The sequence below is a fragment of the Shewanella cutis genome (assembly GCF_022410515.1).
Lineage (GTDB): Bacteria > Pseudomonadota > Gammaproteobacteria > Enterobacterales > Shewanellaceae > Shewanella > Shewanella cutis.
The window spans coordinates 559,273-581,709 of sequence record NZ_JACSDI010000001.1 but is presented as its reverse complement, the minus strand read 5'-3'; the positions used below and the strand labels follow the sequence as shown (position 1 = coordinate 581,709).

Annotated in this window: 21 protein-coding genes and 9 tRNA genes; 27 read left to right on the top strand and 3 right to left on the bottom strand. The window is 46.3% G+C overall.

Annotated elements, in window-relative coordinates:
- Nucleotides 1-122: 122 nt before the first annotated feature.
- On the bottom strand, nt 123-443 hold the full coding sequence (locus H9J30_RS02750; protein ID WP_240129567.1) for a hypothetical protein: 321 nt from the start codon (nt 441-443) through the stop codon (nt 123-125).
- A gap of 339 nt (nt 444-782) precedes the next feature.
- Between H9J30_RS02750 and H9J30_RS02745 the strand changes: the two genes are divergently transcribed.
- The 10 genes from H9J30_RS02745 (at nt 783) to H9J30_RS02700 (ending at nt 5,005) form a co-directional block, all read left to right on the top strand.
- Nucleotides 783-2,009, top strand: coding sequence for an FAD-dependent monooxygenase (locus tag H9J30_RS02745; protein ID WP_240129566.1), 1,227 nt, complete (start codon nt 783-785; stop codon nt 2,007-2,009).
- Between the two features lie 167 nt (nt 2,010-2,176).
- Entirely contained in the window at nt 2,177-2,764 is a 588-nt protein-coding gene (gene pth / locus H9J30_RS02740; protein ID WP_240129565.1) for an aminoacyl-tRNA hydrolase, read from the top strand.
- Between the two features lie 154 nt (nt 2,765-2,918).
- A complete protein-coding gene (gene ychF / locus H9J30_RS02735; RefSeq protein WP_240129564.1) occupies nt 2,919-4,010 on the top strand; it encodes a redox-regulated ATPase YchF in 1,092 nt (363 codons plus the stop codon).
- A 206-nt stretch (nt 4,011-4,216) separates the two neighbouring features.
- Nucleotides 4,217-4,293 (top strand) — tRNA-Met (locus H9J30_RS02730).
- 54 nt (nt 4,294-4,347) lie between these two features.
- Nucleotides 4,348-4,432: transfer RNA gene (locus H9J30_RS02725), tRNA-Leu, on the top strand.
- Between the two features lie 46 nt (nt 4,433-4,478).
- A tRNA-Gln gene (locus tag H9J30_RS02720) sits at nt 4,479-4,553 on the top strand.
- A gap of 22 nt (nt 4,554-4,575) precedes the next feature.
- A tRNA-Gln gene (locus H9J30_RS02715) sits at nt 4,576-4,650 on the top strand.
- A 1-nt stretch (nt 4,651) separates the two neighbouring features.
- A tRNA-Met gene (locus tag H9J30_RS02710) sits at nt 4,652-4,728 on the top strand.
- Nucleotides 4,729-4,809: 81 nt separating this feature from the next.
- Nucleotides 4,810-4,894 (top strand) — tRNA-Leu (locus H9J30_RS02705).
- A 36-nt stretch (nt 4,895-4,930) separates the two neighbouring features.
- A tRNA-Gln gene (locus H9J30_RS02700) sits at nt 4,931-5,005 on the top strand.
- A gap of 534 nt (nt 5,006-5,539) precedes the next feature.
- Here H9J30_RS02700 and H9J30_RS02695 read toward each other — a convergent pair.
- Nucleotides 5,540-6,175, bottom strand: a complete 636-nt coding sequence (locus tag H9J30_RS02695) for a hypothetical protein (protein ID WP_240130056.1) — start codon at nt 6,173-6,175, stop codon at nt 5,540-5,542.
- A gap of 410 nt (nt 6,176-6,585) precedes the next feature.
- On the opposite strand from H9J30_RS02695, the gene H9J30_RS02690 reads away from it, so the two are divergent.
- The 7 genes from H9J30_RS02690 (at nt 6,586) to secF (ending at nt 13,229) form a co-directional block, all read left to right on the top strand.
- Complete coding sequence (locus H9J30_RS02690) at nt 6,586-7,182, top strand: PepSY-associated TM helix domain-containing protein (protein WP_240129563.1); 597 nt, start codon at nt 6,586-6,588, stop codon at nt 7,180-7,182.
- Between the two features lie 16 nt (nt 7,183-7,198).
- Nucleotides 7,199-7,711 (top strand): DUF2271 domain-containing protein, encoded by a 513-nt coding sequence (locus H9J30_RS02685; protein ID WP_240130055.1) that lies wholly within the window; start codon nt 7,199-7,201, stop codon nt 7,709-7,711.
- 29 nt (nt 7,712-7,740) lie between these two features.
- Nucleotides 7,741-8,559 carry a DUF4198 domain-containing protein gene (locus tag H9J30_RS02680; RefSeq protein ID WP_240129562.1) on the top strand — a complete coding sequence of 273 codons (819 nt, stop codon included), beginning with the start codon at nt 7,741-7,743 and terminating at the stop codon, nt 8,557-8,559.
- Nucleotides 8,560-8,823: 264 nt separating this feature from the next.
- Nucleotides 8,824-9,300, top strand: coding sequence for a transcription elongation factor GreA (gene greA, locus H9J30_RS02675; RefSeq protein ID WP_011071421.1), 477 nt, complete (start codon nt 8,824-8,826; stop codon nt 9,298-9,300).
- 304 nt (nt 9,301-9,604) lie between these two features.
- Complete coding sequence (locus tag H9J30_RS02670) at nt 9,605-10,177, top strand: hypothetical protein (RefSeq protein WP_427915891.1); 573 nt, start codon at nt 9,605-9,607, stop codon at nt 10,175-10,177.
- Nucleotides 10,178-10,485: 308 nt separating this feature from the next.
- Nucleotides 10,486-12,342 carry a protein translocase subunit SecD gene (gene secD / locus H9J30_RS02665; protein WP_240129561.1) on the top strand — a complete coding sequence of 619 codons (1,857 nt, stop codon included), beginning with the start codon at nt 10,486-10,488 and terminating at the stop codon, nt 12,340-12,342.
- A 2-nt stretch (nt 12,343-12,344) separates the two neighbouring features.
- Nucleotides 12,345-13,229, top strand: a complete 885-nt coding sequence (secF, locus tag H9J30_RS02660; RefSeq protein ID WP_240129560.1) for a protein translocase subunit SecF — start codon at nt 12,345-12,347, stop codon at nt 13,227-13,229.
- 57 nt (nt 13,230-13,286) lie between these two features.
- On the opposite strand, the gene yhbY is transcribed toward secF, so the two are convergent.
- Nucleotides 13,287-13,586, bottom strand: coding sequence for a ribosome assembly RNA-binding protein YhbY (gene yhbY / locus H9J30_RS02655; RefSeq protein ID WP_011071425.1), 300 nt, complete (start codon nt 13,584-13,586; stop codon nt 13,287-13,289).
- Between the two features lie 90 nt (nt 13,587-13,676).
- Between yhbY and rlmE the strand changes: the two genes are divergently transcribed.
- The 10 genes from rlmE to nusA all read left to right on the top strand — a co-directional run bounded on the left by rlmE (nt 13,677) and on the right by nusA (nt 22,433).
- Nucleotides 13,677-14,306 carry a 23S rRNA (uridine(2552)-2'-O)-methyltransferase RlmE gene (gene rlmE / locus H9J30_RS02650; RefSeq protein ID WP_011071426.1) on the top strand — a complete coding sequence of 210 codons (630 nt, stop codon included), beginning with the start codon at nt 13,677-13,679 and terminating at the stop codon, nt 14,304-14,306.
- A 29-nt stretch (nt 14,307-14,335) separates the two neighbouring features.
- Nucleotides 14,336-16,309: an ATP-dependent zinc metalloprotease FtsH gene (ftsH, locus tag H9J30_RS02645; RefSeq protein ID WP_240129559.1), complete on the top strand. Its 1,974-nt coding sequence runs from the start codon at nt 14,336-14,338 to the stop codon at nt 16,307-16,309.
- 159 nt (nt 16,310-16,468) lie between these two features.
- Complete coding sequence (folP, locus tag H9J30_RS02640) at nt 16,469-17,302, top strand: dihydropteroate synthase (protein ID WP_240129558.1); 834 nt, start codon at nt 16,469-16,471, stop codon at nt 17,300-17,302.
- A 71-nt stretch (nt 17,303-17,373) separates the two neighbouring features.
- A complete protein-coding gene (gene glmM, locus H9J30_RS02635; RefSeq protein WP_240129557.1) occupies nt 17,374-18,711 on the top strand; it encodes a phosphoglucosamine mutase in 1,338 nt (445 codons plus the stop codon).
- A 193-nt stretch (nt 18,712-18,904) separates the two neighbouring features.
- Nucleotides 18,905-19,687 carry a triose-phosphate isomerase gene (gene tpiA / locus H9J30_RS02630; protein WP_011071430.1) on the top strand — a complete coding sequence of 261 codons (783 nt, stop codon included), beginning with the start codon at nt 18,905-18,907 and terminating at the stop codon, nt 19,685-19,687.
- A gap of 1 nt (nt 19,688) precedes the next feature.
- The gene (secG, locus tag H9J30_RS02625) at nt 19,689-20,024 is read left to right on the top strand and encodes a preprotein translocase subunit SecG (protein WP_011071431.1); all 336 of its coding nucleotides are present in this window, start codon (nt 19,689-19,691) and stop codon (nt 20,022-20,024) included.
- 9 nt (nt 20,025-20,033) lie between these two features.
- Nucleotides 20,034-20,120 (top strand) — tRNA-Leu (locus H9J30_RS02620).
- An 83-nt stretch (nt 20,121-20,203) separates the two neighbouring features.
- Nucleotides 20,204-20,280, top strand: a tRNA-Met gene (locus H9J30_RS02615).
- 168 nt (nt 20,281-20,448) lie between these two features.
- Complete coding sequence (rimP, locus tag H9J30_RS02610; protein WP_011071432.1) at nt 20,449-20,904, top strand: ribosome maturation factor RimP; 456 nt, start codon at nt 20,449-20,451, stop codon at nt 20,902-20,904.
- A 29-nt stretch (nt 20,905-20,933) separates the two neighbouring features.
- The gene (nusA, locus tag H9J30_RS02605; RefSeq protein WP_240129556.1) at nt 20,934-22,433 is read left to right on the top strand and encodes a transcription termination factor NusA; all 1,500 of its coding nucleotides are present in this window, start codon (nt 20,934-20,936) and stop codon (nt 22,431-22,433) included.
- Nucleotides 22,434-22,437: the final 4 nt, after the last annotated feature.

Below are 22,437 nucleotides of genomic sequence, written 5' to 3'. Positions count from 1 at the left end.
GCCGCCCTGTAAAAAGAGTCCCAAGCTGCCGTTGTCCTGTTAAAAGACAAACTGACTGCCCAGTCAAAATAGCGCGACATTTTACCCGCAGTTATGGCTGCTGACCAGCTTTGTCCACATTTTTACTCGCTAATCCCATCAGATTGTGATACCCACAAAGAAGCTAGGTTTATCTCGGCTGACGGGTTTTGTGCGAGTGATGGTTGGCTATATTGAACGGTATTTGCCATTTCCAACAAGCTATTACGGGCTTGAATGCTAATGTCTTCACGGATTTGGAGTCGAAATTCGCTCAACATTTCCGTGGTGTGGAGATATAAGGCATAATCGAGCGGATCGCGGTAACTGACGGTAATGGTTTCCATCGTTGGCGCGGCATTTACTGGCATAACACTGCAAATCAGTAGGCTAGTGGCGATATGTAATTGGATAAGTGTTTTCATGACATCCTCACTATCTCTATTTCAAGATGGATTCACTGGTCACCCATACGTACAGCGAGGGCTGGCTAAGTGAGAAGCAAATGGGCTTTTTATACCGCAGACAGCCTCAAATTCCCGCGGTGTTATCTTGAGTGTAGTGGGATTGCCTAAAGGGAAAGTGTGTCTTTGTAAGCAACTGTGAGCAAATGGGCATCTAGCAACATTTGCTCACCTTTGAACTGAAATTGACATGCTTTTGCTACAATCCGGCGATGGTGTGATGCGCTTTAAACTTGAGCTTTAGGTAAGAGTAAAGTGCCTCAGATAACGTCGAAAGAACAAAAAAGAGTGATAATTAAGATGAGCCGAACAATGAGCCAAACACAGCAACCCGTATCGATAACATCAGAGACTCAATCCTTTGATGTGATTTTAGTCGGCGGCGGTATGGTGGGCGCGGCAACGGCGATTGGTCTTGCAAAGCAAGGACTTCACATTGCAGTGATTGAGTCCTTTGCGCCCGAGGCTTATTCCCCCGAGCAGGCATTAGATGTACGTGTTTCGGCGATAAGCGTTGCCTCTGAACAGTTACTCGAGCAGTTAGGCGCGTTAGACAGCCTCCTTAAGATGCGTAATGTGCCTTATCTGGGTTTAGAGACTTGGGAGCTTGATGGTTGCATTACTCAATTCCACAGCTCCCAAATCGGTGCTAGCCATTTAGGCCATATCGTTGAAAACCGTTTAGTGCAGCTAGCCCTTTGGGAGCAAATGCAACAATCGGAAAATATTAGGCTCTTTTGCCCTGAGCGCGTTGCCCACTTTGCTCGCGGGGTTGATACGGTAAGCGTGCACTTACAATCTGGTTGTTCTCTTGAGGCTAAATTGCTGGTGGGTGCCGATGGCGCGAACTCACATGTGCGCCAATGGGCGGGCATTGGGATTTCGGGTTGGGACTATGCGCAATCGGCGATGCTGATTAATATCCAAACCGCCCAAGGTCAGCAAGATGTGACTTGGCAACAATTTACCCCTAGCGGCCCGCGTTCCTTATTACCGTTACCCGGCAATCATGCCTCGTTAGTGTGGTATGATGATGCCAATCGCATCAAACAGTTAATGCAACTGAACAATAAGCAGTTGGCCGACCAAATTCGCCAGCATTTTCCCGCTCGGTTAGATAGCGACTTTACCGTCGAAGCCAAAGGCAGTTTTACGCTCACGCGCCGCCACGCGAAAACCTATTTTAAGCCGAATGTGGTGATTTTAGGGGATGCGGCGCACACCATTAACCCGCTTGCGGGCCAAGGGGTTAACCTTGGATTTAAAGATGTTGAAGCCTTGCTTTCGGTCATCAAGGCGGCATTAACCGAGGATAAACCTTGGTGGTCAACCGAGTTATTAAGGAAATATCAGGCAAAACGTTACCTTGATAATCAGCTGATGATGACCACCATGGATGTGTTTTACGCAGGCTTTAGTAACGATATCTTACCGCTAAAATTACTCCGCAACGGCGCATTAAAGCTGGCTAATATCAATTCTCCCATTAAACAAACTGTACTTAAGTATGCCATGGGGCTCAATTAGTTCCTCGTGGTGAGCACTTGCTCACTCGGTATTTGTTGACTTACGCATTGAGTGCTAAAATGCCGCGTTTTTAACGAGTATAAGCGGCATTATTAGCTCAATATGGTCGACCTGTGTGCTTTGCCATCGACCAATTAACGCAGTATTGAGTGCCATTAGTGAGTGTCATGAGCGAAATTAAATTAATCGTAGGCCTTGCCAATCCGGGCGCTGAATATGCCCAGACTCGCCATAATGCGGGCGCTTGGTATGTGGAAGAATTGGCCCGTATTTGTGGTGTGAGCCTCGTCGCCGATAGCAAGTATTTTGGTCTTACTGCCAGAGCGGTGTTGCACGGCAAAGATGTGCGTTTGCTGATCCCAACTACCTACATGAACTTAAGCGGTAAATCCGTGGGGGCCTTAGCGAATTTCTTCCGTATTACGCCTGAAGAAATTCTGGTGGCCCACGATGAGCTGGATATGCCGCCGGGCGTGGCTAAATTTAAGTTAGGTGGTGGCCATGGTGGTCATAATGGCTTAAAAGACATTATTGCTAAATTAGCCAATGATAAAAACTTCTATCGTTTACGGATTGGGATTGGTCATCCTGGCGACAAGAATAAAGTCAGTGGTTACGTACTGGGTAAGGCGCCGGCGAAAGAGCAAGAGCTGATCAATGCTGCCGTGGACGAAGCCGTGCGCTCAACTGAAATTTTATTTAAAGAGGACATGGTGAAAGCCATGACTCGATTACACTCCTTTAAAGCGGAGTAAGGTTTGTGTCAGCGACCTTGTAACTTGTTAGACGTTACCAAGTTCACTATGCAAATACCGAAATGATTTATCAATGTACTGCCTAAGGGCAGGGCGACTAAAACTTGCTGGTGAGTGCGACTTGCCAGCCAAACATCGAGAGAAAGGTAAGAATATGGGTTTTAAATGCGGCATTGTTGGTCTTCCTAACGTAGGTAAATCAACGCTTTTTAATGCGTTAACTAAGGCTGGCATCGAAGCGGCAAACTTCCCGTTTTGTACCATCGAGCCAAACACTGGCGTTGTACCTGTGCCGGATCCACGCTTAGACGCGTTGGCGGCGATTGTTAATCCTCAGCGTGTACTGCCTACCACCATGGAGTTCGTGGATATCGCAGGCCTTGTTGCTGGCGCTTCTAAAGGTGAAGGTTTAGGTAACAAGTTCCTCGCTAACATCCGTGAGACGGATGCGATTGGTCACGTGGTACGTTGTTTTGACGATGACAACATTGTTCACGTCGCAAACAAAGTTGATCCTGCTCGTGATATCGAAGTGATCAACACTGAACTGGCTCTCGCCGACTTAGATAGCTTAGAGCGCGCCGTTATTCGTCAGCAAAAACGTGCTAAGGGTGGCGATAAAGACGCTAAGTTTGAGGTAGAAGTCCTTGAGAAAATGCGTCCAGTGCTCGATGAAGCCAAAATGCTGCGCTCGATGGATCTCTCTAAGGAAGAATTAGAAGCCGTTGCTTACTTAAACTTCTTAACCTTAAAGCCAACCATGTACATTGCTAACGTGGCCGAGGATGGTTTCGACAATAACCCACACTTAGATGCCGTGCGTGCTATTGCTGAAAAAGAAAATGCCATTGTGGTTTCAGTGTGCGCCGCGATTGAATCAGAATTGGCTGAAATGGACGCTGAAGAACGCGATGAGTTTATGGCAGACCTCGGGTTGGAAGAGCCAGGTTTAGATCGCGTGATCCGTGCGGGTTATCAGTTATTGAACCTGCAAACTTACTTCACCGCGGGTGTAAAAGAAGTGCGTGCTTGGACTGTCTCTGTCGGTGCAACAGCGCCACAGGCGGCGGGCGTTATCCATACTGACTTCGAACGTGGCTTTATTCGTGCGCAAGTGGTGGCATTTGACGACTTTATTGCCTATAAAGGTGAAGCAGGCGCTAAAGAGGCGGGTAAATTACGTGTTGAAGGCAAGACTTATATCGTTCAAGACGGCGATGTCATGCACTTCTTGTTTAACGTATAAGCCAATTGATATTGGGCTAAGCTTTAGAAAGTAAGGCAAAATACGAGCAACAGAGGTTGATTTAGCGCATCTGTTGCTCAGTTTGGTGAAGTAATAGCCGAACGGTTTGCCTCAAGGAAAATAGCGAAAAAAAGCTGTTGACCTCGATACCTCGAATAAGCATAATACGCCCCGTTCCTCGCTACGAGGGGCGGCAATAACGAAGTGGCAATGTAGCTCAGCTGGTTAGAGCACAGCACTCATAATGCTGGGGTCGCAGGTTCAAGTCCCGCCATTGCTACCATTTCGTTATACTAGCATTTGCTAGCATCTCTTCAGGATGTCAACTTGAAGCTGTGCGGGAATGGTGAAATTGGTAGACACGCCAGATTTAGGTTCTGGTGCCGCAAGGTGTGAGAGTTCAAGTCTCTCTTCCCGTACCATTATTTTAAACATCTGCGTTAGCGGGTGGGTGAAACAAGTTTTAGTTGGGGTATCGCCAAGCGGTAAGGCACCGGGTTTTGATCCCGGCATACCTAGGTTCGAATCCTAGTACCCCAGCCATCATTTTTAGTTTCTCAGTTTTTGGGGTATCGCCAAGCGGTAAGGCACCGGGTTTTGATCCCGGCATACCTAGGTTCGAATCCTAGTACCCCAGCCATGGCAATGTAGCTCAGCTGGTTAGAGCACAGCACTCATAATGCTGGGGTCGCAGGTTCAAGTCCCGCCATTGCTACCATATTTAAATCCACGTAAATCAATTGGTTTATCTGGTAGAAATCCAGAGATGTTTGTATGAGCAAATCTGGTACATTTTGATGCGGGAATGGTGAAATTGGTAGACACGCCAGATTTAGGTTCTGGTGCCGCGAGGTGTGAGAGTTCAAGTCTCTCTTCCCGTACCATCAAAATGCAACCGTAAAGGTTGAAGACAAGTTAATTGGGGTATCGCCAAGCGGTAAGGCACCGGGTTTTGATCCCGGCATACCTAGGTTCGAATCCTAGTACCCCAGCCATAGTTAAAAAGCCCGTCCTATGACGGGCTTTTTGCTTTCTATTTTCTGCTATTTATGTTGTTCGTTATCTTTCCGTCTCTTTCATTGTTTAGGTTCAACGTACCTTTAATACCTATCACATTAAATATCTAATCAGTTCAGAGCCTCACTGGCATCTCAATCCAAGACGCATTGACGCAGAAATGGTTATTGCTTTTTAAGTCAATGTAACACGGGAGTTGGAAGCCTGTAAGGCTCTCGAAGGGCGCTGATTCACTGCATGGCAACGAGCTTTATACTGCGTTTAAGGCTTAGGCAGAGCACCACTATGCCTTCAAGCCTTCGCTAAAGCGCGTTGAACTCCAGCTGAATAAACAGATATTTAATATGATGGGTATAACAACAGAAGGGATGGAACTTTGAGCCGCATAGGCTAGGTGCGTATTTCAGCAAAATAAAAAAGCCACAGTGTTTTATCAACACAGTGGCTTAAGTTGCTTGTACGTTTTACCGTGACGGATAAGAAGCACGCTCGCCCTAGCAGGAGGTTAGTTATTATTGGGCGGGTTTGACTTCTTTGACTGGTGTGGGAACCGTGATTTCGCTTGCTGCCTTTTCAAGTACAGCTTCCTGCGTGGCTTTGACATCACCCGTTGCAACCGCTTTTAGGGGCGCCGCTGCTGGGATTTGTTCTTGCAGTTTTTCTGCCCCTGCTTCAATCGCTTTTTGCTGCAGTTTTTGCGGATCGGTATAGTCTGCCAGTTCTTTTGGCCAACTTGGTACGAGTTTCTCGGCCTGATCCGTAAACTGCTCAGAGATAATTTTGGGTGAGCCACCCGTTAACAACATGACTGCCATTTGGTTGGTTTCCGAATTCCATACAAATCCGGCTTTTTCGGCCATTTCAGGCACGGGAGTATAAGTCGACACCATATAAAATAAGGGGCCTTCCTGTTGAATTTTGTCGGCAGTTTTAAGCAGAGACATGGTGGTCTCATAGTTGTCACCGAGTAGCGACTTCATACGATCTTTAATCAGTGGCTGTTCGAATAGCCCGACATCATTGGGATTTAATCCAACGAGCGGTTTGAGCAACGCCCACATCAATTGACCTTGGGGTGACATTAACAGTAGCGGAGCAACACAGGCATTTAGCATTAATGCGAGCCAGATAATATGCAGGCAACGCATTTTTTTGAGCAAAGTTGTACTCAAGATGATATTTCCTTTGGAAGTACCAGCAAGTCGCCGGCGGCGGATTGTAGCTGATTGCGATTCTGTAAACGAGAGGGAAAAACAGGTAAATTTTAGGTGTGATTTTTAGTTGGAATGTTGATTTTTATCTGTTTGAATTGCTGAGTGTTTTTCAATTGTTGCTATGTGTCATTTGCCCATGGTATGCGCCCCTTGCTAACCAACCGCTATCGCCATTCTTCTGCGCTACCGTACTAAATGTGTAAAGATTGTAAACATGATACTTTTTGATAATAAATATCATTTACTATCAGCCATTCGTTTTATTTCATACAGGCACTAACTTCTGCTGAGTTTTGGCGATTTTAGGTAGCTATTCCTGAAATGCCTTTTTTGAGAGTCAGTCATTGAAATTAAAAGTCAGTAAATCATCCCTTTCCTATGCACGCATTATCCATGTCTACGTTTCAATGGCGTTGCTTTTATTAATGCTATTTTTTGCGATTACGGGGATCACTTTAAATCATCCCAATTGGTTTTCATCGGCGGATCAAGAACCGCTGCGTGAGCAGTTTGATATTCCAAGCTATTTGATTCCGACTGCGCCGCAGGAGTCCGAGTGGCGCTTGGCGGCTGGACATTGGCTTAAAAGTCAGTGGGATATGGATATTAGCACTGCGGATATTGATGAAGATGAAATTAGCTTGGTAAGTAAAGGGCCTGGTACCTATCGCACAGTCACTTTAGATTTGCTCGACGGCAAAGCCTATGTCGAGACCTTAGATTATGGCGTTGTCGCAGTGCTTAATGATCTGCACAAGGGCCGTAATACTGGAATAGTGTGGGCTTGGGTGCTCGATCTCTGTGCGTTGTTGATTATTTTGTTCTCGCTCACGGGCGCATATTTACTGTTACCACAAACCAAAAGATTTAAAAAATCGTTGTTTTATATGGTGATCGTTAGCACTGGCTGCGCACTTGTTTATGTTTATTTTGTTCCATAGGGAGAGCCGATTGATGATGCGTCATCTTATTCGCACCACCGCTATCGGTGCGTTATTTGTGAGTTCTGTGGTATTTGCCACGCCTAAAATGACGGTTGATTTGACCTTGCCAGAAATTACCGAGGGCCAGTATCACCGACCTTATGTGGCTGTATGGGTTGAGGATGCCAAGGGCCAAACGGTTAAAACCTTAAGTCTATGGGTATGGGATGAAGGTCATAAATGGCTTAAGGATATTCGTCGTTGGTGGCGTAAAGCCGGACGAGAAGATATGAGCTTTGTTGATGGTATCGCCTCGGCAACACGTCCTGCGGGCCACTACAAAATTGATTGGGACTTAAAAGATGATGCTGGCAAACCTTTAGTCCCCGCCTCTTACACTGTGTTTATCGAAGTGGTACGTGAGCATGGTGGTCGTGATTTAGTCAGACAAACTTTTGATTTAGCGGCAGGGGATTTTTCCGCCCAATTACCTGCCACCACTGAAACTGGCGTCATTGATATTCGCTTAAGCGGCATGACTCGCTAAGCCCTGTATTTAACGAAAAGGATATGAAGATGAAACTACGTTTAGTCGCCCTCGTTAGCGCACTTTGCATCAGCCCATTTGCCAGCAGCCATGATCGCTGGATCTTACCTAGCCACTACAATGTGTCGGCAGAAAGTAATGAGGCCGTTTGGATTACCTCTGATGTTTCAGCGAGTAATCAAGTGTTTATGGTTGATAAGCCTGTAACAGCTAGTGATGTGAAAGTGTATTTACCCGATGGCAAGCCGAGTTCACCGAGTTCGAGCTACACTGGCGGCCGTAAATCGGTTTTCGATGTGCAGCTTTTACAAGACGGAACCTATAAGTTCGAGAAAGAAGTTACGCCTCGGTATTTTTCGGTTTATAAAGTCAAAGGCAAGGAAGAGGTAGTGCGTAGTCGCCTTGATAAAAAAGCGACCGCAGCTGTGATGCCAAAGGATGCCTATGAGCTTAAAGGCTCATTGACAGTTGCTAGGGTTGAAACCTATGTGACTCGTAATAAACCAACCGATAAGGTGCTGGCACCTAAAGGTGAATACTTAGAGTTAGTACCTATCACGCATCCTGCTGATATTGTTGAGAATGAACCTGCAACGTTGCAATTTGTCTATGATGGAAAACCCGTTGAAGGCGTAAGCGTAGCCATTATGAAGGACGGCAGCCTATACCGTAACAAGCCAGAAGAAATCAGCTTAACCTCTGATAAAGAAGGTAAAGTGGCGATGACGTTACCTGCAGCTGGCCGTTATTTATTGCATGCCTCTATCGAGCGCCCAAGTCCTGATAAATCTCTTGCCGATAAAACAGTGAGCGAAATCTTTTTGACCTTCGAGGCTGGGCTTGAATAAGCTAAGACTTTATAACTAAAGTGATTAATGCCCACAGACGTGTTTGTGGGCATTTTTGTTTTTAGCTCTTGTCGTAATTAAGATCGCACTATCATTCTTTGCTACTAGCATCTGCGCGCTAGCTTCAGTAAGCTGCAAGAATGCACAGTTCTTGATGCATCCCAAGCGCATAACGATTAGAATAGCGCAATTCCACCCTGATTTTACTGTGTTGACCTTAGCGTCGACACGGGTTGCTTTTGTTTAAAGGAGACGAAAGAAGTTATGACTAAGGTTCCTATGACAGTTGTCGGTGCAGAACAGCTGCGTAAAGAGTTAGATATGCTCAAGTTTGAACGTCGCCCTAAAATCACTGAAGCGATTGCCTCAGCGAGAGAATTAGGCGATCTGAAGGAAAACGCTGAATACCATGCCGCCCGTGAAGAGCAAGGTATTTGTGAAGCGCGTATCCGTGATATCGAAGGCAAACTTTCTAACGCGCAGATCATCGATGTGACTAAAATGGTGAACAACGGTCGGATTATTTTTGGCGCGACTGTCACTATCTTAAATCTCGATACCGATGCAGAAGTCACTTACCGAATCGTGGGTGACGATGAAGCCAACATCAAAGAAAATTTGATTTCAGTCAACTCTCCGATTGCCCGCGGTTTAGTGGGTAAAAACGAAGGGGATGAAGTGTCTATCACGACCCCAGGTGGTTTGACCGACTACGAAATTATTTCGGTACAATATATTTAAGGCCCAGCGTTAGTAAGCTAATGAAGCCGCCTTGAGCGGCTTTTTTATGTCTTCAATAAGCTTGGCATTGGGCTATTTAACCTGAACTCGGGGTAACGAGGCCCGAAAAGATGCCTATTCAGCTGCTCTACTTATCCCTAGCTCAGGCTATTTAAGTGCTAAACATGTTAAAGATGGACAAAGTTTAATTTGTTTCTTAAGCGTGGGTTACCTAAGATTAATACTTGGCATTTTATGTACCGTGCCAAAATTTTATTTCTCCATGTAAATTCATCTTGAGTTATTACCTAAGTAGGATGTGAGTTTGATTCAGCAGTTGCACCGCGCATTAATGTTACTTTGCATGTCGATCATGTTGATCGCACATGTGGGTGGCTATGTGTCGCGCAACATCGCATCACATCAACTGCATTTGCCATCCACTACGGTTGTGAATAGTGCGCAAATCAGCGAACTTAAGGTGGATACACAGAAATTTGCTTCGCAAGACACTGTATCGCTTAATTCTTCTGCAGATTTTTCACAGGATTCTCACTCTCAGCCTAAAGCTAATGAGACGTCCATCTGTAAAACCCTTGATAAGGTTACTGCTGGTGATTGCTCTGAGTCTGAATTAGTCAGTCACTCCGATGATTTTAATTTTGCCCCTGTAAACTCCCAGCGATTTATCAATCTTGTCCAGCATGATTTGCGTGAAGTTAAACCTAATTACCTCTTAGCCTTTGAGTTCACTCCTGGATCCGAACCTGCGCTTGGGGAAAATATTCGCCTCGATGATCGTCCAGATTGGACGCTCTTGGCTGAGTCATCGCCAGCACGGATCTCCGGCTGGAAAGTATCAAACCTCCAATATCGGTTTAGTCAACAAGCCGCTTAACTCAATCTCAGCCGTTAATGCAAGTTAACAACAGCAACGCATTCCACATAGGAGTGTCTCATCTGGCGATGAGGATGTTGTTAATGCTGCATTTTACTTCGCTCGAAACCTGTTTTTGTTCGCATTTAGCTCGTTGGAACTCTAGGCATTTTGCTTCGATAACCCATGATTCCACCGCGAGTTTATGGCCATATGCTCAACGAACTGGTTTCACCGTAATACTATTATTGCCAGTTTGACAGGCCACTTTAGGGTGTATTTATGCCGCGCCATGGTCCTTGTTAGGCAATAGAATGTGAGTGATTTTTATGGATAACATTCAGAGTAAAAAGCTGCTAAATCATTATTCAGCTTGGAAATATATTGTACTAATCGTCACTATTATTGTGATGTTATTTAGCGCATTACCCACCTGGTATGGCGAAAATGCTGCAGTGCAAGTTGGCGCCAAAGCTGGACTTAATCTCACGCCCATTGAACTGCGGGATAAGTTAACAGCTCAAGGGATAGAGGTTAAGCGTATTGAGGTTAAGCAACATGGTGAGGATAAAGGGCAAACTCTGATCGTGCTCAATGATGACAGTGAGCAAACCTTAGTAAAAACCTTAGTGTCATCTATGGTCACTGAGCCAAAGGAACTCACGCTGGCATTGGTGAGTGCGGCGCCGAGTTGGCTACAAAATCTCGGTTTTGAGCCAATTAAGCTAGGGCTCGATTTACGTGGTGGCGTGCAATTTTTACTTGATGTGGATGTGCAGCCCGTCTATCAAGCCCAAGCCGATGCCTTAGTCGAATCCTTAAGACAGTTTTTGCGCGAACAGCAAATTCGTGGTGCCAGCGTACGTATCGATAACACTCGTGATGATGCGGCGTTACAAATCGCGATTGCATTGACTGATGCTGCGCAAGCAGACAATAGCGCCCGCGCCACCGTACGTCAGTTTATCCAGCAAAGCTACCCGACTTGGCAATTAACTAATGCGGATAATGGCTTAGTTATCAAACTCAGCCAAGATGAGCAGAGCAAACTCCGTAATTTAACTGTGCAGCAAAACCTGCAAATTATGCGTAGTCGTATTGAAGAACTGGGGATTACTGAAGCCTTGGTTCAGCGTCAGGGTGAACACCGCATTCGTATCGAGTTACCCGGAGTTCAAGATCCCGCTGCCGCTAAAAACGTGATTGGTGCGACCGCAAGCTTGGCCTTTTTTGAGGTCAAAGAGTCAGGTTCTGTGAATGCACAGGTTCTGAAGGATAAGTCAGGAAATCCCGTTTACGTTGCTCGTTCACCAGTGCTTGGCGGCGACCATATTGTTGATGCCCGTGCCAATATTGGCGAAATGGGCATGGCCGAGGTTAACATTCACCTTGACCGTATTGGTGGGCAGAAAATGTCGGAATTCTCCCGCGCCAATATCGGTAAACCTATGGCAACATCCTACAGCGAATATAGCCGTGATGAGCAAGGTAAAGCCAAGCAAACCCAAGAGATCATTAGCGTTGCGACCATTCAATCTCAACTTGGCGATCGTTTTCGCATCACTGGTGCTGGGACCTATCAAGAAGCCCAGCAATTAGCGCTGTTGCTGCGTGCAGGTTCAATGACGGCGCCTGTAACTATCGTTGAAGAACGTACTATTGGCCCAACCCTTGGCGCCGAAAACATTCAAAACGGCTTTGCCGCACTCGGCTTAGGTATGGGGATTACACTGCTGTTTATGGCGCTGTGGTACCGCCGTCTTGGTTGGGTGGCAAACGTTGCACTGATTTCTAACATGGTGATCCTGTTTGGCTTATTAGCACTTATTCCTGGTGCCGTACTGACCTTACCCGGCATTGCCGGTCTGGTATTAACGGTTGGTATGGCGGTCGATACCAACGTACTGATCTTTGAGCGGATTAAAGACAAGTTGAAGGAAGGCCGAAGCTTCGCCCTTGCTATCGACACTGGCTTTGACAGTGCATTTTCAACCATTTTCGACGCTAACTTCACCACTATGATCACTGCGGTTGTGCTCTATTCCATCGGTAATGGTCCCATCCAAGGCTTTGCCTTGACCTTAGGTTTAGGCCTGTTGACCAGTATGTTTACCGGTATTTTTGCCTCAAGAGCCTTAATCAACCTAGTTTACGGGCGTGATGCGCGCCGCCATGTGAGGGTATAAGTATGAAGAATATCAATCTGACTAAATGGCGCTATATTTCGAGCGCTATCTCTATCTTTTTAATGCTGGCATCGTTAACTATTGTCTGCGTGAAGGGTTTTAACTGGGGCTTAGATTTTACGGGAGGGGTGGTTACCGAAGTACAACTTGATAGAAAAATCACCAGTAGTGAATTGCAGCCATTATTGAATGCTGCCTATCAGCAAGACGTCAGCGTTATTTCGGCTAGTGAGCCGGGGCGATGGGTCTTGCGTTACGCAGATACGGCCCAAAGTCATGTTGATATTGCGCAAACCTTAGCGCCACTTGGCGAAGTACAAGTGTTAAATACCAGTGTTGTCGGTCCGCAGGTGGGTAAAGAACTGGCAGAGCAGGGCGGTCTTGCACTGTTAGTTGCTATGTTAGCGATCTTAGGTTATTTGAGTTACCGTTTTGAATGGCGTCTTGCTTCTGGTGCATTATTTGCGCTGGTACACGACGTGATATTTGTGCTTGCCTTTTTCTCGCTGACACAGATGGAATTTAATTTAACGGTACTGGCTGCTGTGTTGGCAATTTTAGGTTACTCGCTCAATGACTCGATCATTATTGCCGATCGTATTCGTGAGCTATTGATTGCAAAACCTAAACTTGCGATTCAAGAGATTAACAACCAAGCCATTGTGGCAACCTTTTCCCGAACTATGGTGACCTCTGGAACTACGTTAATGACGGTTGGTGCGCTATGGATAATGGGTGGTGGGCCGTTAGAAGGATTTTCCATCGCCATGTTTATCGGCATCTTGACTGGCACCTTCTCATCAATTTCTGTTGGTACTTCATTGCCCGAGTTTTTAGGATTAAACTCTGAACATTATAAAGTGCAAGTCATCACGGACACGCCTTAAGTGCTAAAAGCAAAACGGCCACTCGCTTGAGTGGCCGTTTTGTTTAAGGCTGGAAAATTACTTCGCTCTTGGCAAGGCAATTTTCATTTCAGGTGATTGACGATAAATCACCAGAATATGACCAATAAGTTGCACTTTTGCAGATTGAGTTTCACGTACTATGGCATCAACGATGGCATTTTTAAGCTCTCTGTCAGCAGAGGCTACTTTCACTTTTATCAATTCATGATAAGCGAGTGCGCTTTCAATTTCAGCGAGTACACCTTCAGTCAATCCATTGGCACCAAGCAGCACCACTGGCTTTAAATTGTGCGCCAGACCTTTTAAATGCTGTTTTTGTTTGGTTGTTAAGTTCATTTCTACCAACTTTTGCTGAGTTACTGTTGAAAAACCGCTATTCTACCCTTATATAGCCTTTGTGTAACTCTCAATTGTTGCGGATTTTAAATGTCAGGTAAAAAACGTACGGCCAGTTCCAATCGCTGGATGCTGGAACACTTTGATGATCATTATGTCAAACTAGCACAGAAACGGGGATTGCGTTCTCGCGCTGCGTTTAAGCTTGAAGAACTTCAGCAAAAGGATCAGTTGATCCGCCCAGGTATGACGGTTGTTGACCTCGGGGCCGCTCCTGGTGGGTGGTCTCAGGTAGCCGTTAAGCTAGTGGGAGACAAAGGTAAAGTCATCGCCTGTGATATTTTACCAATGGATCCCATCGTCGGTGTGGATTTCTTGCAAGGGGACTTTCGTGAAGAGAAAGTGCTTGAAGCATTGCTAACTCGCGTCGGTGCGGATAAGGTTGACGTTGTATTGTCTGATATGGCGCCCAACATGAGTGGTTCAGACGGTGTCGATCAGCCGCGCGCCATGTATTTAGTCGAGTTGGCGTTAGATATGTGTCATCAAGTTTTGGCACCTAACGGTAGCTTTGCGGTCAAAGTCTTTCAGGGGGAGGGGTTTGACGAATATATGAAGGCGGTTAAAGAGGCATTCAAAGTCGTAAAAACACGTAAACCGGACTCATCGCGGGCACGTTCCCGTGAGGTCTATCTTGTGGCGACAGGGTACAAGTTGTAGTACCCTAGCGTTAATCATCGCAAGACTTTATGAGGTCTAGTAATTTGAGTGACATGGCAAAAAATCTAATACTCTGGGTTGTCATCGCCGTTGTGCTGATGTCAGTGTTTCAGGGTTACTCCCCCTCTTCTTCGTCATCGCAGAAGATGGATTATTCTACTTTCCTAGATAATGTTCGTGATGGACAAGTCGCTACCGTTGAAGTGAAAAGTGACCAACGTACTATCGAAGGTTCTAAGCGTACGGGCGAAAAATTCACGACCATCATGCCATTATATGATCAAGATTTGATTAATGATCTTGACCGTAAAGGCATCACCATGAAAGGCCAAGAAGCCGAAGAATCAGGGTTCTTAACCCAGATCTTTATTTCTTGGTTCCCAATGTTACTGCTGATTGGTGTGTGGATTTTCTTTATGCGCCAAATGCAAGGCGGCGGTGGCAAAGGCGCAATGTCCTTTGGCAAGAGTAAAGCCAAACTGATGAGCGAAGACCAAATCAAGACTACTTTTGCTGACGTTGCTGGCTGTGATGAAGCCAAAGAGGAAGTGAAAGAACTTGTTGATTATCTGCGCGATCCAACCAAATTCCAAAAATTGGGTGGCCGTATTCCAACGGGCGTGCTCATGGTGGGTCCTCCAGGTACAGGTAAAACCTTACTGGCGAAAGCGATTGCGGGTGAGTCAAAAGTGCCTTTCTTTACGATTTCAGGTTCTGACTTCGTGGAAATGTTTGTCGGTGTCGGTGCATCTCGCGTACGCGATATGTTCGAACAGGCGAAAAAATCTGCACCTTGTATCATCTTTATCGACGAAATCGATGCCGTAGGTCGCCAACGTGGTGCAGGTTTAGGTGGTGGTCACGACGAGCGTGAGCAAACCCTTAACCAAATGCTGGTTGAGATGGATGGCTTCGAAGGTAACGAAGGCATTATCGTCATTGCAGCGACAAACCGTCCTGACGTACTTGATTCTGCTCTGCTGCGTCCTGGCCGTTTTGACCGTCAAGTGGTTGTTGGCCTGCCAGACGTTCGCGGTCGCGAGCAAATCCTTAAAGTGCATATGCGTAAAGTGCCGCTTTCTGAAGATGTCAAAGCAAGCGTTATTGCCCGTGGTACGCCAGGTTTCTCTGGCGCAGATTTAGCCAACTTAGTTAACGAAGCAGCATTGTTTGCAGCGCGCGGTAACCGTCGTGTCGTTGGTATGGAAGAGTTTGAGCGTGCAAAAGACAAGATCATGATGGGTGCTGAGCGCCGTTCTATGGTGATGTCTGAAGCTGAGAAAGAGATGACCGCATACCATGAAGCGGGTCATGCGATTGTGGGTTGTTTAGTGCCTGAGCACGATCCTGTTCACAAGGTAACGATTATCCCCCGTGGCCGTGCATTAGGTGTGACCTTCTTCTTGCCTGAGGCTGATGCGATTAGTCAGAGCCGCCGTAAGTTAGAAAGCCAAATTTCAGTTGCCTACGGTGGTCGTTTAGCCGAAGAGTTGATCTACGGCAGTGAGAAAGTCTCTACTGGTGCTTCGCAGGACATCAAGTATGCTACTTCGATTGCGCGTAATATGGTGACCCAATGGGGCTTCTCCGACAAATTGGGCCCATTACTTTACGCGGAAGAAGAAGGTGAAGTCTTCTTAGGTCGTAGCATGGGTAAAGCTAAGGCGATGTCCGATGAAACCGCTACGCTTATCGATACTGAAGTGAAGGCGTTTATCGACAAAAACTACAGTCGGGCTAAGCAAATCCTTCAGGATAACGTCGATATTCTGCATTCGATGAAAGACGCGTTGATGAAGTATGAAACCATCGACTCACTGCAGATTGACGATCTAATGAATCGCCGTGAAGTACGTCAGCCCGCCGATTGGCAAGCCGATGAAAACGCTTCAAATGATAAAGGCAATGGCAAAGGTGAGCCAGCTGTTAAAGTTGACGAAGTCGTCAAATCGGCTCCTGCAGAGACTGAGCTTAAAGATGCCGACGAGTCACCCGTTAAGTAATGGTTGTTAATTGGAAGAGAACCCCGTTAAGGGGTTTTCTTGTTTTATCTTGCTAGAAAATTGACTGCGCTGTCATTCGCTCTTTAATGAGTCAAACCAGCGAAATGCGCAGAAAACGGATGAAACGCGCTAGCAAGCAGTCCCAAATGGAGTCAATGCGTGTTTGAATTAATTTCTGGAACTAAACGCTTATCCTTAGCTTCGCCCGTAGTGATGGGCATTCTGAATGTTACTCCCGATTCTTTTTCCGACGGTGGAAAGTTCTCTTCCTTTGAATTAGCTTGCCAGCATGCCGATGACATGGTCGCTCAAGGAGCGCTCATCATTGATATCGGCGGCGAGTCAACAAGGCCTGGGGCGGCTGATGTTAGCCTTGAGGATGAGCTCGCTCGAGTGATCCCGCTGGTAGAGTATGTTGCCAAACACCATGATGTGTGGATTTCGGTCGATACCAGTAAGCCAGAAGTGATGCGACAGGCGGTGAATGCCGGTGCCCATTTAATTAATGATGTTCGCGCGTTATTGGAGCCTGGTGCATTAGAGACTGCGGCGCAGCTGAATGTACCTATATGTTTGATGCACATGCAGGGCGCGCCACGCACTATGCAAACGGCGCCAGAGTATCTAGAAGTAGTCGCCGATGTATCTGAGTTTCTGACTAAACGTATTCAAGCTTGCTTGGATGCAGGGATTCCGCGGCAGCGCTTATTAATTGACCCTGGGTTCGGCTTTGGTAAAACCTTAGCGCATAACTATGAACTGCTGGCAAAGTTAGAGGCTTTAGCGCAGTTTGAACTGCCAATATTGGTAGGTTTATCGCGTAAGAGCATGATAGGAAATCTCCTTGCTAGGCCGGCCTCAGAGCGCTTAGCTGGGAGCCTTGCTGGCGCTATGATAGCGGCCCAGAAAGGGGCACATATCATTCGTGTCCATGATGTCCCTGAAACAGTCGATATGCTCAAAGTGTTACAAGCAACACAGGCATATCTATAAAGGCTATTTTTAAGTATTTCATTAATATTATGATCCCGAACGAAGGGACACATAGAAGTTTGTGGGGCGATATGAGCGAACGTAAATTTTTTGGAACAGATGGTATTCGTGGCAAAGTGGGTTCAGGGCAAATGACGCCTGAACTGGCATTAAAGTTGGGCTGGGCTGCAGGACGGGTGTTATCTCGCAGTGGCACTAAAAAAGTGATTATTGGTAAAGATACCCGTATTTCCGGTTATATGTTTGAGTCAGCGTTAGAGGCTGGTCTTTCTGCTGCAGGGCTTAATGTGATGTTAATGGGGCCAATGCCGACACCTGCGGTGGCTTACCTCACCCGCACTTTCCGCGCCGAAGCGGGCGTGGTGATCAGTGCATCCCACAACCCTTACTATGATAATGGTATTAAATTTTTCTCCACCGATGGCAGTAAACTTGACGATAATCTAGAGCTAGAAATTGAAGCCGAGTTAGAAAAGCCCTTAGAGTGCGTTGAGTCACACCTATTGGGTAAAGTATCACGTATTGAAGATGCCAGAGGCCGTTATATTGAATACTGCAAAGGTAACTTTCCGGCAGATCAAACCTTAACGGGGCTAAAAATTGTGGTGGACTGTGCTCATGGTGCAACTTATCACATTGCTCCAGCGGTATTTAGAGAGTTAGGTGCTGAAGTAATTGCCATTGGTGATAAACCAAACGGAGTTAACATCAATGACAAAGTGGGCGCAACGTCCATGGCGAAGATTTGCGAAACTGTTTTGGCTGAAAATGCTGATTTAGGGATTGCGCTCGATGGCGACGGTGACCGTATCATGATGGTCAACAGCAAAGGTGAAGTGATCGATGGCGATCAAATTCTTTATATCCTAGCCTGTGATGCTAAAGCCCGTGGTGTGTTACGCGGTGGAGTGGTGGGGACACTTATGTCTAACCTGGGCCTTGATTTAGCCCTGCAAGCGTTAGATATTCCCTTTGCCCGTTCAAAAGTGGGCGACCGTTATGTGATGGAGTTACTGAAAGAACTCGATTGGCGCATCGGGGGTGAAAATTCGGGTCATATTCTTAACCTTGACCATGGTACGACGGGCGATGGGATTGTCGCAGGTATTTTGGTGCTGGCAGCCATGCGTCGTCAAAACGCAACGTTAGAGCAATTAACCGCGCCTATGGAAATGTTGCCGCAAGTGTTGGTGAATGTGCGTTTTGAAGGCGAACATGATCCCTTAAGTTCAGATAAAGTCAAAGCAGCACAAGCCCAAGTTGAGTCAGAGCTTGGTATTCGTGGCCGAGTATTACTACGTAAATCAGGCACAGAACCATTAATCCGCGTTATGGTCGAAGGCGATGATCACAATACGGTGTTAGCGCACGCTAATCTGATCGCAGATGCGGTAAAATCGGCGAGCTAATCAAGTGAATCTTTAGTCGAGTGCAGCTGATACCGATTAAAAAAGAAGGTGTTAGCTGCATAAATGAGCAATAACTGATTTTGGCGTGTAAAAAGTAAGCATTCCAACCTAATATCTGAAAAATTTCGAATTTAGCTATTGTAACTTAATAAGTGGTTCGCTATTATTCACGCCGCTTTCAGAGGAGACAGTGATGGCACTCAGACGTCCTATGGTAGCTGGCAATTGGAAGATGAACGGCAGTGCGGCATTAGCCCAAGAGTTGTTCAAGAAATTTGCCTCAAAGCTCCAAAATGATTCAGCTGAAGTGGTTTTATGCCCGCCTTCTATCTATCTAGAAAGCGTCAGGCAACTGCTAGAAGCAAACAAGGAAGCGTTAGACGGTTCACTTGTTAGGATGGGCGCACAGAATTTAAGTCAGCATGACTTTGGCGCTTATACCGGAGAAGTTTCGGGTCAGATGCTTAAAGATTGCGGATGTCGATATGTGATTATCGGACATTCAGAACGTCGCCGTATGTACGGAGAGACGAGTAATATTGTAGCGGAGAAATTCGCCGCTGCACAAAAGCACGGTCTAACCCCAATATTATGTGTGGGTGAGTCGGGTCCAGCACGTGAAGCAAGACGCACCTTCGAGGTGATTGCAGAAGAGTTGGATATAGTGATCCAGAAAAATGGCACTATGGCTTTTGATAACGCCATTATCGCTTACGAGCCATTATGGGCAGTAGGAACTGGTAAGAGCGCTACACCAGAGCAGGCGCAAGAAGTTCATGCGTTTATTCGCAAACGCCTCTCTGAAGTGTCTCCATTTATTGGGGAAAATATCAGGATTCTCTACGGTGGTAGTGTAACACCGAGTAACGCGGCAGATTTATTTGCCCAACCTGATGTTGATGGTGGACTGATTGGCGGTGCCAGTTTAAACTCTACCGAGTTTTTAAGTCTGTGTACCATAGCGATGAGCGCATAATATGTATGAAGTTTTAGTGGTTGTTTACTTGTTGGTTGCATTAGGTTTAATTGGCCTGATCTTAATCCAGCAGGGTAAAGGAGCTGACATGGGGGCCTCATTTGGCGCCGGTGCATCAGGTACCTTATTTGGTTCAAGTGGTTCAGGTAACTTCCTGACACGCACAACGGCAATTCTAGCCATTGCGTTTTTTACCTTAAGTTTGCTAATTGGCAACTTAAGTGCAAACCACGCAAAAAATGAAGATGCATGGAAAAATTTAGGTTCAGACACTGAACAGGTTACCCAACCTGTTGAGCAAGGAACCGAAAAGTCAGAAACAAAAATTCCTGACTAAAAAGGTGTCGCCGAGGTGGTGAAATTGGTAGACGCGCAGCCTTGAGGTGGCTGTGTCCTAACGGACGTGCGGGTTCAAGTCCCGCTCTCGGCACCATAATTAAACTAAGTCAGTATCGATAAGAACAGACTTAGTTATTGCAAGCAAAGACGTTAGTCAATATACTTGCACACAGTTGACGCGGGGTGGAGCAGCTTGGTAGCTCGTCGGGCTCATAACCCGAAGGTCGTCGGTTCAAATCCGGCCCCCGCAACCAGCTCCTAGTAATGAATGTTGTTTAATTCATTATGGTTTACAGGTTCTTGAAGCTAATAACCTCGTCATTACGGGGTTTTTTGTTGTCTGGGACTTTTAAATTTGTCGTATCCTATACGACGTTTTACTAGGGCTATTAAGCCCTTTTTTGTTTTTTCGGGGGTCAATTTTGGCAACATTAGAATCCAGACTGGCAGACATGCTCAAAGTGCCTGTGGAAGCATTAGGCTTTCAACTTTGGGGTATTGAATATGTACAAGCCGGTAAACATTCCATACTGCGCGTGTTCATTGATGGTGAGAATGGCATCAATATCGAAGATTGTGCCAACGTAAGTCGCCAAGTCAGTGCTGTGCTCGATGTTGAAGACCCTATTTCTACTGAATATACCTTAGAGGTTTCTTCGCCTGGTGTAGATAGACCGCTGTTCACTGCTGAACAATACGCGGCCTATGTCGGCGAGGATGTCAAACTTCAACTGACTATGCCTGTCGCGGGCAGTCGTAATTTAAAAGGCGCCATCACTCAGGTTGACGGTCAAATGCTGTCGGTGAATGTGAATGGTAAAGAGCTGGTTGTCGCCTTGGATAATATCCGTAAAGGCAACATCATCGCAAAGTTTTGATGGTTTCAAGGTGAACGAGGCAAGACAAAATGAATAAAGAGATTCTGCTAGTCGCTGAAGCGGTTTCAAATGAAAAGGCCGTTCCACGCGAGAAAATTTTTGAAGCGCTAGAGACTGCGCTGGCTACCGCTACCAAGAAAAAATACGAAGGTGATATCGACGTTCGTGTTGCTATCGACCGTAAAACTGGCGCTTATGAAACTTTCCGCCGTTGGATGGTGATCGATGACAACGGTGTGGCGTTAGAAAACCCATACCGTGAGATCACACTGGAAGCGGCACGTTTCGAAGATCCAGAGATCCAACCTGGCGAATATATTGAAGACCAAATTGAATCAGTGGCCTTTGACCGTATTACCACCCAAACCGCTAAGCAAGTCATTGTACAAAAAGTGCGTGAAGCTGAGCGTGCACAAGTGGTTGAGCAGTTCCAAGATAAAGAAGGTGAGCTGATCACCGGTGTTGTTAAGAAAGCAACCCGCGAAAGTGTGGTTGTGGACTTAGGTAACAATGCTGACGGCGTATTATTCCGTGAAGACTTGATTTCACGCGAATCTTTCCGTCCTGGTGACCGTGTTCGTGCACTGCTTTACTCCGTTCGTCCTGAAGCGCGTGGCGCGCAGTTATTTTTAACTCGCACTAAGCCAGACATGCTGATTGAGCTGTTCCGCGTTGAAGTACCGGAAATTGCCGATGAACTGATCGAAGTGATGGGCGCAGCGCGCGACCCAGGTGCGCGAGCTAAGATTGCCGTGAAATCAAACGACCGTCGTATCGACCCAATCGGTGCTTGTGTGGGTATGCGTGGTGCGCGTGTTCAAGCCATATCGAATGAACTCGGTGGTGAGCGTGTTGATATCGTGCTGTGGGATGATAATCCAGCGCAATATGTGATCAACGCCATGGCGCCAGCTGATGTGGCTTCTATCATCGTAGATGAAGACAACCACTCAATGGATATCGCCGTTGAAGCAGAAAGTTTGGCTCAGGCCATTGGTCGCAATGGCCAAAACGTCCGTTTAGCGACTCAGCTGACTGGCTGGGAACTAAACGTGATGACAGTGGAAGACATGAATAAGAAACACCAAGCCGAAAGCGCTAAGGTGAAGAGCTTATTTATGAAATCTCTGGATGTAGATGAAGATTTTGCACAAGTACTGGCTGACGAGGGTTTTACTTCGCTCGAAGAAGTGGCTTATGTGCCTGTGTCTGAATTATTAGCAATTGATGGTTTCGATGAGGATCTCGTCGAAGCATTACGTGAACGTGCAAAGGCTGCGATCTCTACTCGAGCGCTCGCATCTGAAGAAGCACTAGATGGTGTGGAGCCAAGTGAAGAGTTATTAGCACTTGAAGGTGTTGAAAGACACTTAGCCTATGTTTTAGCAAGCAAAGGTATTGTGACTCTAGAAGATTTGGCTGAACAAGGCATTGATGATTTGATCGAAATTGAAGAATTGACAGAAGAAAAAGCAGGTGAGCTGATCATGGCTGCCCGCAACATCTGTTGGTTTGGCGAAGAAGCATAAGTCG